General features: G+C 64.2%; 12 protein-coding genes. 10 read left to right on the top strand and 2 right to left on the bottom strand.

Annotation, left to right across the window (positions count from 1 at the left end; translation table 11 throughout):
* The first annotated feature begins 218 nt into the window (after positions 1-218).
* The 10 genes from IHE49_RS14915 to pgm all read left to right on the top strand — a co-directional run bounded on the left by IHE49_RS14915 (position 219) and on the right by pgm (position 11,027).
* A complete protein-coding gene (locus tag IHE49_RS14915; RefSeq protein ID WP_192159311.1) occupies positions 219-599 on the top strand; it encodes a hypothetical protein in 381 nt (126 codons plus the stop codon).
* 52 nt (positions 600-651) lie between these two features.
* The gene (locus tag IHE49_RS14910; protein ID WP_192159309.1) at positions 652-1,068 is read left to right on the top strand and encodes a hypothetical protein; all 417 of its coding nucleotides are present in this window, start codon (positions 652-654) and stop codon (positions 1,066-1,068) included.
* A 998-nt stretch (positions 1,069-2,066) separates the two neighbouring features.
* On the top strand, positions 2,067-2,552 hold the full coding sequence (locus tag IHE49_RS14905) for an SAM-dependent methyltransferase (RefSeq protein WP_192159307.1): 486 nt from the start codon (positions 2,067-2,069) through the stop codon (positions 2,550-2,552).
* A gap of 116 nt (positions 2,553-2,668) precedes the next feature.
* Positions 2,669-3,037: a VOC family protein gene (locus IHE49_RS14900; RefSeq protein WP_192159305.1), complete on the top strand. Its 369-nt coding sequence runs from the start codon at positions 2,669-2,671 to the stop codon at positions 3,035-3,037.
* A gap of 211 nt (positions 3,038-3,248) precedes the next feature.
* Entirely contained in the window at positions 3,249-3,629 is a 381-nt protein-coding gene (locus IHE49_RS14895; RefSeq protein ID WP_192159303.1) for a VOC family protein, read from the top strand.
* Between the two features lie 450 nt (positions 3,630-4,079).
* Positions 4,080-5,477 (top strand): glucose-6-phosphate dehydrogenase, encoded by a 1,398-nt coding sequence (gene zwf, locus IHE49_RS14890; protein ID WP_192159301.1) that lies wholly within the window; start codon positions 4,080-4,082, stop codon positions 5,475-5,477.
* Complete coding sequence (locus tag IHE49_RS14885) at positions 5,474-6,148, top strand: HAD family hydrolase (RefSeq protein ID WP_192159299.1); 675 nt, start codon at positions 5,474-5,476, stop codon at positions 6,146-6,148. The genes zwf and IHE49_RS14885 overlap by 4 nt, the downstream gene beginning before the upstream one ends.
* A gap of 67 nt (positions 6,149-6,215) precedes the next feature.
* Positions 6,216-7,301, top strand: coding sequence for a transaldolase (gene tal / locus IHE49_RS14880; RefSeq protein WP_192159297.1), 1,086 nt, complete (start codon positions 6,216-6,218; stop codon positions 7,299-7,301).
* A gap of 209 nt (positions 7,302-7,510) precedes the next feature.
* Positions 7,511-9,178 carry a glucose-6-phosphate isomerase gene (pgi, locus tag IHE49_RS14875; RefSeq protein WP_192159295.1) on the top strand — a complete coding sequence of 556 codons (1,668 nt, stop codon included), beginning with the start codon at positions 7,511-7,513 and terminating at the stop codon, positions 9,176-9,178.
* Between the two features lie 202 nt (positions 9,179-9,380).
* Positions 9,381-11,027: a phosphoglucomutase (alpha-D-glucose-1,6-bisphosphate-dependent) gene (gene pgm / locus IHE49_RS14870; RefSeq protein WP_192159293.1), complete on the top strand. Its 1,647-nt coding sequence runs from the start codon at positions 9,381-9,383 to the stop codon at positions 11,025-11,027.
* A gap of 81 nt (positions 11,028-11,108) precedes the next feature.
* On the opposite strand, the gene IHE49_RS14865 is transcribed toward pgm, so the two are convergent.
* Positions 11,109-11,537, bottom strand: coding sequence for a hypothetical protein (locus tag IHE49_RS14865; protein ID WP_192159290.1), 429 nt, complete (start codon positions 11,535-11,537; stop codon positions 11,109-11,111).
* Between the two features lie 18 nt (positions 11,538-11,555).
* Positions 11,556-12,836 (bottom strand): phosphoribosylamine--glycine ligase, encoded by a 1,281-nt coding sequence (gene purD, locus IHE49_RS14860; RefSeq protein WP_192159288.1) that lies wholly within the window; start codon positions 12,834-12,836, stop codon positions 11,556-11,558.
* Positions 12,837-13,222: the final 386 nt, after the last annotated feature.

The following is a 13,222-nucleotide window of genomic DNA, read 5'->3' as shown; positions in this document are numbered from 1 at the left end:
CATGACCGAGGACTGGCGCCACCGCTACAACCATCAACGTCCCCATCGCTCACTCGGCGGACTCTCGCCCGTCGCGTTTGCCATGGCATCATCAACTACCTCTATTTCCGGGTGACTCGGGAAAACGAGGACGCTTCAAATGCAGTAAATAGCATAACAACTCGCTCAAGGTGGACGGCCCTTACGGGCCGCCGCTTAACTCCAGCGTTAGGTCTCAAATGCGCAACCTTGTCGCTCAGCTGTATGGCGGTAGCTGGAGGCGGTCTGTCCAGAAGGCAGCCGAACTGGTTCAAGCCGAAGAGGCGGAACAGGTTGTTCAAGACCTCACCCGCAGCAGCGGCTGGCGCGAACGGGTCGTTGCAGCAAAGCTTGTCTCGGCCTTTGGCCTGCGACATTGCGTTGCACCGTTAGTACGCACATTTGCAGCAGGGCCCGAGAACTACACGGCCATCGCATTCGCCACGCTACTCGCGGAAGTTGATGTCCCCGACAAAGATCAATTGCTTGGCCAGTTGCGCGCGGCCTGCCCCGACAGTTCATACGGGAAGCATCTGCTTGAAGTCATTCAAAATGCCAGCGCTGCGTCGCCAGAGAGTTAGCCCTTCTGCCAAGGCGCAAGCCCCTACGTCGAAGGCTAGGCGGTAGGCAGTCATGAGCTTCGAACTCTTCGTCCAATGCTTCGAAAATGGCGAGCCTTCTGGCATCCCGCGTGATGCTATCCGCGATGCTTTCGGCGCTTTTCTTTCAGAGCCAGAATCAAGCTATTGGCATCTATCTTTCGGGCCACGCGAGTCATGTTCGCTGTTTCTTTCACCGCTGGCTGGCGCACCTAGCCATGTCCACAGCATCACTGTCGAGCGCCCATGCGCAGACCTGCGTCTATGGCAGGGTCTCGCTCAACTTTTGGCCCACGATCATACTGTGCTTTACTTTCCCGGGTGTCCGGGTCCATTGCTGCTCAATCCTCAAACCGCGCGTCACTTGCCGCGCGATATGTTCGACGGGCTCGGAGATCCCATTGTGGTTGCTTTAGGCCAGGACATTCTGCGGTGCATCGAGGCCGCCTGACCACTCGTTCAAGCGAAAGGCTCCACCACCGCTTAACTCCGGCGTTAGGCAGCACAACAACCAGCGACGCACTCCATGAACACGGAACAACCTTCACCATCGCTGCACGGTTCCTGTCACTGCGGATCGGTGCGCCTCACACTTCCGGAAGCGCCGGAAACGGCTACGAGTTGTAACTGCTCCTTGTGCCGGCGCACCGGCGGAATTTGGGCCTATTACGAACTTGGATCGGTATCCATCCAAGGCCATCCCGAGAACACGGAAAGCTACGTCTGGGGCGATCGAACGCTTAGGAACTTCCGGTGCAAGACCTGCGGTATCGCCACCCACTGGGAACCGGTCGAGTCCACGCCGGGTGCTCGGCACGGAGTGAATCTGCGGAACTTCGAACCCGCACTCCTGGAGTCGCTCGTCGTCCGGCGGTTCGACGGGGCAGACACCTGGAAATTCCTCGATTGAACGCCTGCCTTCTGTCACATCGGGTGTTCAGGAGTTCACAGGTGCCGTCTAACAGTCGGTCCAAACCGGCGCGCGGCGCGGCTTAACTCAGGCGTCAGGAGTAAAAATGGAGTGCTTCGCTCATTCGAATTCCAATGCGATTGGCATCTGCAAGTCTTGCGGTAAAGGCGTGTGCCACACATGCGCAATTCCAGTCACACGAGGTCTCGCTTGTTCCGCCGAGTGCAAGCCCATCGCGGAATCGCTCTCCAAGGCTCAGCTGGTCTCTATCCGCAACATTGGACTGGCTTCGGCACAACGTACAGCGCAACCGTTTTTTGCCCTTCTTTCGCTGGCCCTTGGCCTTTTCCTCTTGGCGAAAGGTAGCTCCGATGTATTCACATGGTTCTTTATTGCTACCGGGGGCGGTCTCGGCCTAGCCCAGCTCGTTTCGTGGCGCAAACGCGGCGCCTAAGCCGCTCAGCACACCCCAAACAACTCGTTCAAGGCGGCCCGCATCGCCGCCCCCTGACTTCAGCGATATGCGTCTACGGAGCGTCATGCCAATCGTTGTCGAACCTGTCGGGTACGTTCATGCATCGCGGCCTCACGCCGAAGATGATTTCTGGGGTAGCGAGGAAGCTCGCATCGAGCTTGTTCCGTCCCTTTCCGCCGAAGCGCTGCAAGGCCTTATCGAGTTTTCGCACGCCGAGATCCTGTTCGTCTTTCATCAAGTCCAGGAGTCCAAAATTGTTTCTGGCGCACGACACCCACGCAACAATCCCGACTGGCCACCCGTCGGCATCTTTGCCCAGCGCGGCAAAAATCGCCCCAACCGCATCGGCAGCACGATCTGTCGCATCTTGCGCGTACAGGGCACCGCTCTCGTCGTCGCGGAGCTTGACGCCATTGACGGCACGCCCGTCCTGGACATCAAGCCAGTCATGCAAGAGTTTCTTCCCAGGCATACCGTGCGACAACCGTCCTGGTCACACGAGCTTATGGCGGAATACTGGCTCACCAAGCAGCGTGCAGACGACGCGTAACCAGTCACTCGAGCAAGGTGGCCATGGAGAGATCTCGGCAAATTGCCGGTTCTCGCGGCGGCGGTCGCTTGCCTCAGACGTCATGCTTCGCGCGCTTACGCGCTTCAGGAGGACTCATGTTTGACCACGTCGTATTCGGGACCAGCGACTATGCGGCGAGCAAGGCGTTTTTCCTCAAGGCGCTCGAACCGATCGGCATGGCCGTAGTTTCGGAGGGGTCGCTAGGCATCGAACTCAGCGCAGACGGCAGGACTTCGTTGTGCATACGCCGAATCGAGGAGAAGCCCGCGCATCTCCATCTGGCGTTCGTGGCCCAGAATCGCCAGCAGGTCGAGGCTTTCCATCGTGCGGCACTTGAGGCGGGTGGCAAGGACAATGGCGCGCCCGGGCTGCGCCCGAACTACAGCGGGAAATACTACGCAGCTTTCGTTATTGGACCGGATGGGCACAACATCGAAGTCGTGTGCCACGAGTCGGAGTCCTGACTCCGCGATCCGGCTGACGCTATGCCGGCGCCGGTGAACTCCGGTGTCGGACCCCAGCTTGATTGTTTCCTGGCAACGCTCCTCGATCATGGCTGCCATCGAGACGGCAGCTCAGGAATGCATCGCGGGGACTCGAGGCTATCGCCTTCTGGCTTATCCTCGGCTGGGCCGGACCTCACGCAGATATCGGATTGCCCCGGGAGTGAATCAGATGAAACGCGTAACAGGCATTGGCGGCATTTTCTTCAAATCCCCGGATCCCGAGCGCCTGGGAGCCTGGTACCGCGACCACCTTGGGTTGGACGTAAGCGACTGGGGCGGCGCCATATTTCAATGGGGCGGCCCTGGCAGCGAGGCCGGCATGACCATTTGGAGCGCATTTGCACAGGACACGAAGAAAATGGAGCCAGGCTCCGCGTCCTTCATGATCAACTTCCGCGTCGACGATCTCGATGCACTGCTGGCCGCGATGCGCGCAGAAGGTTGCCACGTTCTCGACGAGACGGAGTCCTCGGACTTCGGCAAGTTCGGCTGGGTCATTGACCCGGACGGCAACAAGATTGAACTGTGGGAGCCGCCGGCAGGGCAGTGAACTACGCACGGTTGCTCGACTGCCCATTCGAATCGAACCGCTTGCTGCGCAGGGCTGGCTGCCGGTGCGGCAGCATTGCCCTGCGGCTGTGCGGCTCGTGGCGTTCGCTTCCCGCCACCTGCGCGAGGATTGCCCAGTTTGTTCTCAAGGGAGACAGGTCGCGACCGTGGAGCTGAACACGTACGACGATATGCACGAGCCGACCGTCCTGATCAATCGGGTGCAGCGCGATAGTGAACATACGCAGGCCCGACGACCTGCTCAGCCGCAACAACGGGTGCTGCCCTGCCCTGTGGCAGTCGGCTGCCGCCGATTCCCTTAGCATCGCTTGCGCGCAGGCTTCACCTTTCCCTTGGCATGCTGAGGCGGATGCCAGAGGTCAGCGCATCGTGCGAATCTCCACTTTCCCGTGCGTCACCCACGACGCCCCGCCCCCTACGGAGCAGCTCCATGGCAAACCCCGCTTCCGATGCGCTGGTGTTTTTCGGCGCCACCGGCGACCTGGCTTACAAGCAAGTCTTTCCCTCGCTGCAGGCGATGGTGGCCCGCGACGGGCTGGATCTGCCGATCATCGGCGTGGCGCATGCCGGCTGGTCGCTGGAGCAGTTGCGGCAGCGCGCGCGCGACAGCGTGACGGCGGCGGCGCAAAAGAACGGCGGTACCGTCGATGAGGCCGCATTCGCGAAGTTGTCCGGGCTCCTGAAATACGTTGACGGCGACTACCAGGATGCCGCCACCTTCACCCGGTTGAAGCAGACGCTGGGTAACGCGCAGGCGCCGCTGCACTACCTCGCGATCCCGCCTTCGCTGTTCGGCACGGTGGTGACCCACCTCAAATCCGCGGGTTGTGCGGACAATGCGCGCGTGGTGGTGGAGAAGCCCTTCGGGCACGACCTCGCCTCCGCACGGACGCTCAACGCCACGCTGCACGAGGTGTTCCCCGAGCGCGCGATCTTCCGCATCGACCACTACCTGGGCAAGGAGGCGGTGCAGAACCTGCTGTATTTCCGTTTCGCGAACAGCGTGCTGGAACCGGTGTGGAACAACCGCTACGTGGACAGCGTACAGATCACCATGGCCGAGCAGTTCGGCGTGGAAGGACGAGGCAATTTCTACGAGGGCGTTGGCGCGATACGCGACGTGCTGCAGAACCACCTGCTGCAGGTGACCTCGCTGCTGGCGATGGACGCGCCCATCGGCCACGACCCAGCCGCGCTGAACGCGGAGAAGCTGCGGCTGTTCCGTGCGATGCGTCCGCTGGAGCCGAAGGACGTGGTGCGCGGCCAGTTCAAGGGTTACCGCGACGTACCCGGCGTGGCGCCGGACTCCGACGTGGAGACCTTCGTGGCGCTGCGTCTCGCCATCGACACCTGGCGCTGGTCGGGCGTGCCGTTCCTGATCCGTGCGGGCAAATGCCTGCCGCTCACCACCACGCAGGTGATGGTGGACATGAAGAAGCCGCCGATGTCGGTGTTCGACGAAGTGACGGCGCAGCAATCCAATTACTTCCGCTTCCGGCTCAGCCCCCAGGTGGTGATCGCCGAGGGCATGCGGGTGAAGCGCCCGGGCGAAGCGATGCAGGGCGATCCGGTCGAACTGGTCGCGCACCACCGGGAGAGCACGGACAAGTCGCCCTATGAACGCCTGCTCGGCGACGCGCTGCGCGGCGACAATGCGCTGTTCACCAGCGACGAATGCGTGGAAGCGGCGTGGCGCGTGGTGGACAACGTGCTGGAGCATGAGCAGGCGGTACATCTCTACGAGCCCGGCAGCTGGGGCCCGAGCGAGGGCGCCGCACTGGCCGGCGACGAGGGTTGGCACGATCCGCAGCCGGAGGCCGCGCCGTGACGGGCGCCGAGCAGTTGGTCATCCTGCTCGACGTCGACGACACCTTGCTCGACAACGACCGCTTCTCCGCCGATCTCGGCAATGAGCTGGAACAACGCTTCGGCGTCGCCGAACGCGACCGCTACTGGGCCATCTACGACGAGTTGCGCAAGGCACTGGGCTATGCCGATTACCTCGGCAGCCTGCAACGTTTCCGCAACGGGCTGGACAACCATCCCGCCTTGCTGGGCATGTCCGACTTCCTGCTCGACTATCCCTTCGAGCAGCGGTTGTACCCAGGCGCGATGGAAACCCTTGCGCACCTGCGCACCCTGGGCCGGCCAGTGATCCTCTCCGACGGCGACGTGGTGTTCCAGCCGCGCAAGGTGCATCGCGCCGGCCTGTGGGACGCGCTGCACGGCGACGTGCTGATCTACGTGCACAAACAGCAGATGCTGGACGGCATGCAGCAGCGCTACCCCGCCGCGCATTACGTGATGGTGGACGACAAGCCGCAGATCCTTGCCGACATGAAGCGCCTGATGGGCGCGCACCTCACCACGGTATGGGTGAGGCAGGGCCATTACGCCGCCGCCGCGGCAAGCCAGCACATCGAACCGGCGCCCGACATGGAGATCGCGTGCATCGCGGAACTGTGCGGGCGTAAGCTTGGGGACTTCCTGCAAGCTTGAACGAATCACGCATCGCAGCTTCGGCCGCGGCAACCAGCATCCCCCTCCACACCTCCCCGGAGCCATCATGAAAGCAACCCAGCAACTCCACGACCTCGGCCAGAGCCTGTGGCTGGACAACATCACCCGCACCCTGCTCGACAACGGTACGCTGGCGCGCTACATCGCGGAGCTCTCGGTCACCGGCCTGACCTCCAATCCCAGCATCTTCGATGCGGCCATCGGCGAGGGCGAGGCCTACGATGCCGGCATTCACGCCAAATCGCTGGTGGGCCTGTCGGGCGAGACGCTGTTCATGGAGCTGGCGCTGGAAGACCTGCGCCGCGCAGCCGACCTGTTCAAGCCGATCTTCGACGCCACCCACCAGGTGGACGGCTGGGTCTCGATGGAAGTGTCGCCGCTGCTGGCCGCCGACACCGCCGGCACCATCACCGCCGCTGCCGCGATCCATGCGCAGGCGGAACGGCCGAACCTGTTCGTGAAGATTCCCGGCACGCCCGAGGGCATTCCCGCCATCGAGGAAGCCATCTACCGCGGCATTCCGGTCAACGTGACCCTGCTGTTCTCCTGCGCACAGTACGTCGCCGCGGCGGAGGCGTATCTGCGCGGCATCGAGCGCCGTGTCGCCGAAGGCAAGGATCCGCAGGTCGCCTCGGTGGCCTCGGTGTTCCTCAGCCGCTGGGACGTGGCCGCCAATCCGCAGCTGCCCGCCGATCAGCACAACCGGCTCGGCATCGCGGTCGCCAAGCAGACTTACCGCGCCTACCGCGAACTGCTGGCATCGCCGCGCTGGCAGAAGCTGGCCACCGCCGGCGCACGCCCGCAGCGCGTACTGTGGGCCAGCACCGGCAACAAAGACCCCAACGCCTCCGACACGCTGTACGTGGATGCACTGGGCGCGCCCGACACGGTGGACACCATTCCCGAAAAGACCCTGCTCGCGGTGGGCGACCACGGCAAGCCCGGTCCGGCGCTCCCGATGGACGGCGGTGACGCCGACGCGGTGCTCGCTTCGGTGACCGCCGCCGGCGTGAACCTCGATGCGCTGGCGACGAAGCTGCAGCAGGATGGCGCCGAAGCCTTCGTGAAGTCGTGGAAGCAGCTCCTGCAGCGCATTGCCGACAAGCAGGCTGCGTTGTCGGCCAAGCATTGAAGGTGTCCGCACAGCGATATCGGGTGTTTCCACTGCAAAGCCCATCTCCCTCCGGGGGAGGGGCCGGGACGAGGGTACGTGCGGAGCATCCCCTCGAAACCCGTCGCAAGGTTCGCCCCTGCGTTTCGCATGCACCCGCATCCGGCGCCGCACGCCACCTTCTCCCGTAGGGGGAAGGGAAAGCCCGAGTCCCCAAGGAACCCATACCCATGAGCCGCGCCGAACTCACCCTGCTGCCCGAGTGGCAAGCCCTGCAGCAACACTGCAACCACGTCGCCACCGGCCACTTGCGCGAACTGTTCGCCGCCGACCCCAAACGCGGCGAGCGCTTCGTCGCCGAGGCGGTGGGCCTGTACTTCGACTACTCCAAGCAACGCGTGGACGACGAGGCGCTGCGCCTGCTGCGCGCACTGGCCGACGCGCGCGATCTCAAGGGCCACATCGCGGCGATGTTCCGCGGTGACCATATCAACACCACCGAGAACCGCGCGGTGCTGCACGTGGCCCTGCGCGCGACGCGCAACGCGCACATCCTCGTCGACGGCCAGGACGTGGTGCCGGACGTGCACGAAGTGCTCGATCGCATGGCCGCGTTTGCCGACGCCGTGCGCAGCGGCACGTGGAAGGGCCACACCGGCAAGCGCATCCGCAACGTGGTGAGCATCGGCATCGGCGGCTCCGACCTCGGCCCGGTGATGGCGTACGAGGCGCTGCGCGACTACAGCCAGCGCGACATGACGTTCCACTTCGTCTCCAACGTGGACGGCGTCGATTTCGCCGAGGCGGTGCGCGACCTCGATCCTGCCGAAACGCTGTTCATCGTCTGCTCCAAGACTTTCACCACGTTGGAAACGCTCACCAACGCGCACGCGGCGCGCGCGTGGTGCGTCCAGGCGCTGGGCGACGAGAGCGCGGTGGCCAGGCATTTCGTTGCGGTTTCCACCAACGCTGAGGGCGTGGCGAAGTTCGGCATCGACACGGCCAACATGTTCGGTTTCTGGGACTGGGTGGGCGGCCGCTACTCGATGGACTCGGCGATCGGCCTGTCCACCATGATTGCCGTCGGTCCGGACCATTTCCGCGACATGCTCGCCGGCTTCCGCGCGATGGACGAGCACTTCCGCAGCGCGCCGTTCGAGGCCAACCTGCCGGCGCTGATGGGCCTGATCGGCGTGTGGAATGCCAACTTCCTCGACGCCGCCACGGTGGCGGTGCTGCCCTACGAGCAGTACCTCAAGCGCTTCCCCGCGTACCTGCAGCAGCTCACGATGGAGAGCAACGGCAAGCATGTCACGCTGGACGGCGCGCACGTGGACTACGCCACCGGGCCGATCTACTGGGGCGAGCCGGGCACCAACGGCCAGCATTCGTTCTACCAGCTGATCCACCAGGGCACGCGGCTGGTGCCCTGCGATTTCATCGGCTTCGGCAAGACCCTGCAGCCCGTGCCCGCGCAGGGCGGCGGCGACCAGCACGACCTGCTGATCGCCAACCTGATCGCACAGGGCGAGGCGCTGGCCTTCGGCAAGACCGCCGAGGAAGTGCGTGCCGAAGGCACGCCGGAAGCGCTGGTGCCGCACCGCACGTTCGAGGGCAACCGGCCCAGCACCACGATTCTTGCCGAACGCCTTACCCCTTTTGCACTCGGCAGCCTGATCGCGCTGTACGAACACAGCGTGTTCGTGCAAGGCGTGATCTGGGACATCGACTCCTTCGATCAGTGGGGCGTGGAACTGGGCAAGCAACTCGCCAAGACCACCATCGCCGAGCTGGTGGCGAAGGACGAGCCGAAGCTGACGCACGACAGCTCGACCAATGCGCTGATCTGCCGCTATCGCGCGCTGCGCGACGGCAAATCCACGCAAGAGAACGTGTGAGCAGCAACCACACGAAGGCCTCCAAAAGCTGTCATCCCGGCGCAGGCCGGGATCCATTCACGGCCATGTCAGTCCGAGCCGTATCCTCACTGGATGAGTCGCTACGCTCACCCATTCGGGGGCGCTCTGCAGGCATTCTTCGCACTACGTATTCGTCCGGCCTGCGCCGGAATGACGGCAAAAAATCACTGTTCGAGGTTCCATGAGCCAACAGATCAGCCCGCTCGCCGGCAAGCCGGCGCCGAAGTCCATCCTCGTCGACGTGCCAAGACTGCTCGCGGCGTACAGCGAACTGAAGCCCGTTCCTGCCGTGCCGGCGCAGCGCGTGGCGTTTGGCACCTCGGGCCATCGCGGCTCGTCGTTCGAGCGCAGCTTCAACGAGGCCCACATCCTCGCGGTGAGCCAGGCAATCTGCGAGTACCGCAAGGCCAAGGGCATCGACGGCCCGCTGTTCATCGGCGCCGACACCCACGCGCTGTCGCAGCCCGCGCTCGAGACCGCACTGGAAGTGCTTGCCGCGAACGGCGTGGAAACAAGGATCTCCACCGGCGGCGAATTCACCCCCACGCCGGCGGTGTCGCACGCCATCCTCGTGCACAACCGCGCTCGCACCACGGGCCTGGCCGACGGCATCGTCATCACGCCCTCGCACAACCCGCCGGCCGACGGCGGCTTCAAGTACAACCCGCCCAACGGCGGCCCCGCCGACACCGACATCACCAAGTGGGTGGAGAACCGCGCCAACGCGTTGCTGGAAAGCGGCCTGCGCGAGGTGCGGCGCGTGCCGTATGCACAGGCGCGACGCGCCGCCACCACGCACGAACACGATTACCTCAACACCTATGTCGCCGACCTCGCGAACGTGGTGGATTTCGACGCGATCCGCAGTGCCGGCGTGCGCCTTGGCGTCGATCCGCTGGGCGGCGCGGGCGTGCATTACTGGTCAGCGATCGCTGAACGCCATCGCATCGAACTGGACGTACTGAGCGAAGCGGTCGACCCGCAATTCGCCTTCATGAGCGTGGACTGGGACGGCAAGATCCGCATGGACCCCTCGTCCAGCTACGCGATGCAGCGCCTGATCGTCCTGCGCGACAAGTACGACGTGGCCTGCGCCTGCGACACCGACCACGACCGCCACGGCGTGGTGACACGCTCGGCGGGGCTGCTGCCCGCCAACCACTACCTCACCGTGCTGGTGGACTACCTCTATCGCCATCGTCCGCAATGGAGCTCGCAAGCCGCGGTGGGCAAGACCGTGGTGAGCACCGCGCTGATCGATCGCGTGGCGCAGCGCCTTGGCCGCAAGCTCTACGAAGCGCCGGTGGGCTTCAAGTGGTTCGCGCCCGGACTGCACGACGGCACGCTGGGCTTCGGTTGCGAGGAAAGCGCGGGTGCCTCGCTGCTGCGCATGGACGGCAGCGCGTGGAGCACCGACAAGGATGGCCTGGTACCCGGCCTGCTCGCCGCGGAAATCACCGCGCGCGAAGGCCGCGACCCCGGCGAGGTGTATGCGCGCATCACCGATGACCTCGGCCGACCCTACAGCCGCCGCATCGACGCCACCACCACGCTGGCGCAGAAGACCACGCTCTCCAAGCTGTCGCCCGGGCGGCTCAGCGCCGAACGCATCGCCGGCGACAAGGTCGTCAGCGTGCTCGACAAGGCACCCGGCAACGGTGCCGCCATCGGCGGCATCAAGGTGGTCACCGAAGGCGGCTGGTTCGCCGCACGTCCGTCGGGCACCGAGGCGATCTACAAGATCTACGCCGAGAGCTTCAAGGACGAGGCGCACCTCGATAGCCTGTTGCAGGAAGCGCAGTCGGTGGTGGATGCGGCGTTGGCTTGAAGACTTGATTGAACTCCGCATCGTTCGCCTTGACTTCGCTAGCCATTGCAGGCCGTGCGCAGCGGGAACGAAGCACCCAAGTCAAGCGGCGCCGAGAGCACCTGCGCTGGACGAAATCTTCGGATGCTCATACGACACACCTTCGAGACCAACATAAAATTTGTTCTCTTTGGTGGTTACGATCAACTCAACCAACAACTCGCCGTCGTCCTGATCAAGCGGCAAGAAACACTCCACCAGTCCAAACAGCTTGCAGTCGTTCGGCTGTTTGAAGTACTTGACCAAGATGCGTGCTTCACGCAATGGATCGACGATTGCGGATCGACCCTCAATCGTAAGGTTATGTTCAATATCAAACGCAATCGCATCGGCTAATGGTCTGCCATACGTCATGGCATAACCAAAGCAATCGCAAACGCCAAGGTAGTTGCGGTTCTTGATCATTTGCACGAGCTCCGCGCCAAAGTGGGCCAGCGGTTCCTGGTAGGTCTGCTCGTATGTGATTTCCATAAGCAACCTGACTACGGATCAGCGGTGCAAGGCCCGGTGCGCGATGTCGCGCCGGCAGAACGCACCTTCGAAACGGATCTTCGACACCGCGTCATATGCCCGTTCGCGCGCGGCGGCGATGTCCTTGCCCAGCGCACACACGGTAAGCACGCGGCCGCCGGCCGTGGTCACATGCCCTTCGGCATCGAGCTTCGTTCCGGCATGGAACACCTTCGCATCGGCGCCGAAGTTGCCGTCCAGGCCTTCGATCACGTCGCCGCTGCGCACCTTGCCGGGATAGCCGCCGGCGGCCATCACCACGCCGATGGATGGGCGCGCATCCCACTGCACGCGGGTGTGGTGCAACTCGCCGTCCAGCGCGGCCTCGATCAGCTCCACCAGGTCGGACTTCAGGCGCAGCATGATCGGCTGCGTTTCCGGATCGCCGAAACGCACGTTGAACTCGATGACCTTGGGGTTGCCTTGCTTGTCGATCATCAGGCCCGCGTAGAGGAAGCCGATGAAGGGCGCGCCCTCCATCGCCATGCCGTGCAGCGTGGGCTCGATCACTTCCTTGAGGATGCGCTTCTCTACCTCGGGCGTGACTACCGGCGCAGGCGAATAGGCGCCCATGCCGCCGGTGTTGGGGCCGAAGTCGCCATCGTCGCGGCGCTTGTGGTCCTGGCTCGACGCCATCGGCAGCGCGTGCTGGCCGTCGCTCATCACGATGTAGCTGGCTTCCTCGCCGTCGAGGAATTCCTCGATCACCACGCGCGCGGAGGCGTCGCCGAAGGCATGCGCGCCCAGCATGTCGTGCAACGCCAGCTCCGCATCGGCTTGGGTGAGTGCCACCACCACGCCCTTGCCGGCGGCGAGGCCGTCCGCCTTGATCACGATGGGCGCGCCGTGTTCCCGCACATAGGCCAGCGCCGGATTCAGTTCGGTGAACACCGCATAGCGCGCGGTGGGGATGTTGTGGCGCAGGAGGAAGTCCTTGGCGAAAGCCTTGGAGCCTTCCAGCTGTGCGGCGATGGCGCGCGGCCCGAAGATGCGCAGGCCCGCAGCGCGAAACTTGTCCACCACGCCGGCCACCAGCGGCACCTCGGGACCGACCACGGTCAATTCCACCTTCTCGCGTTTCGCCAGCGACAGCAGGCCGTCGAGGTCGGTCACCGCAACGTCCGCATTGCGCACGCCGCGTTCGCGCGCGGTGCCCGCGTTGCCCGGCGCCACGATCACTTCGTCGACCCGCAGCGACTGCTTGAGCTTCCACGCCAGCGCGTGCTCGCGGCCGCCGTTGCCGATGACGAGAACCTTCATGCCGATGACTCCGAGGGGCGCTGCCGCGTGGAAGTGGGCAGCTATTGTAGCGGCAGCGCGCGCGGCGGTTCCGGATCGGCTGCTGGCCAGCAGGCATGGGACCGCCCGATGGGCTTTCGCCACACTTGATTCGATACCGTCGGCGGCGACTCAGGCTGGCTTGTCGGCAGCATCGCCTAAAGACAGGCGCACACGGGTCGATCAGACAAGGGTGGCCCTGGGGGAATGTTGCAAGGTCATTGCGCGACCGACCTCACGGGCGCGGGCAGAGCGGGATCTTCGACTTGGGGGACGAAGCCGCGCCCCTGCGGTAGAGTCCGCAAGTCATTCGGTCCATGGTCGCCGAGGGGGCCTCCCGAAGGATGGTGGATGTCGACAGTGCAAGC

The organism is Rhodanobacter sp. 7MK24 (genome assembly GCF_014842995.1).
Lineage (GTDB): Bacteria > Pseudomonadota > Gammaproteobacteria > Xanthomonadales > Rhodanobacteraceae > Rhodanobacter_A.
The sequence above is the reverse complement of the archived record's forward strand: the minus strand, read 5'-3'. Positions and strand labels throughout refer to the sequence as shown.

Coding starts and splice junctions, on each gene's coding strand:
- IHE49_RS14900 (WP_192159305.1), top strand. CDS start 2,669: ATGTTTGACCACGTCGTATTCGGGACCAGCGACTATGCGGCGAGCAAG.
- pgm (WP_192159293.1), top strand. CDS start 9,381: ATGAGCCAACAGATCAGCCCGCTCGCCGGCAAGCCGGCGCCGAAGTCC.
- pgi (WP_192159295.1), top strand. CDS start 7,511: ATGAGCCGCGCCGAACTCACCCTGCTGCCCGAGTGGCAAGCCCTGCAG.
- tal (WP_192159297.1), top strand. CDS start 6,216: ATGAAAGCAACCCAGCAACTCCACGACCTCGGCCAGAGCCTGTGGCTG.
- IHE49_RS14895 (WP_192159303.1), top strand. CDS start 3,249: ATGAAACGCGTAACAGGCATTGGCGGCATTTTCTTCAAATCCCCGGAT.
- IHE49_RS14910 (WP_192159309.1), top strand. CDS start 652: ATGAGCTTCGAACTCTTCGTCCAATGCTTCGAAAATGGCGAGCCTTCT.
- purD (WP_192159288.1), bottom strand. CDS start 12,836: ATGAAGGTTCTCGTCATCGGCAACGGCGGCCGCGAGCACGCGCTGGCG.
- IHE49_RS14915 (WP_192159311.1), top strand. CDS start 219: ATGCGCAACCTTGTCGCTCAGCTGTATGGCGGTAGCTGGAGGCGGTCT.
- zwf (WP_192159301.1), top strand. CDS start 4,080: ATGGCAAACCCCGCTTCCGATGCGCTGGTGTTTTTCGGCGCCACCGGC.
- IHE49_RS14905 (WP_192159307.1), top strand. CDS start 2,067: ATGCCAATCGTTGTCGAACCTGTCGGGTACGTTCATGCATCGCGGCCT.
- IHE49_RS14865 (WP_192159290.1), bottom strand. CDS start 11,537: ATGGAAATCACATACGAGCAGACCTACCAGGAACCGCTGGCCCACTTT.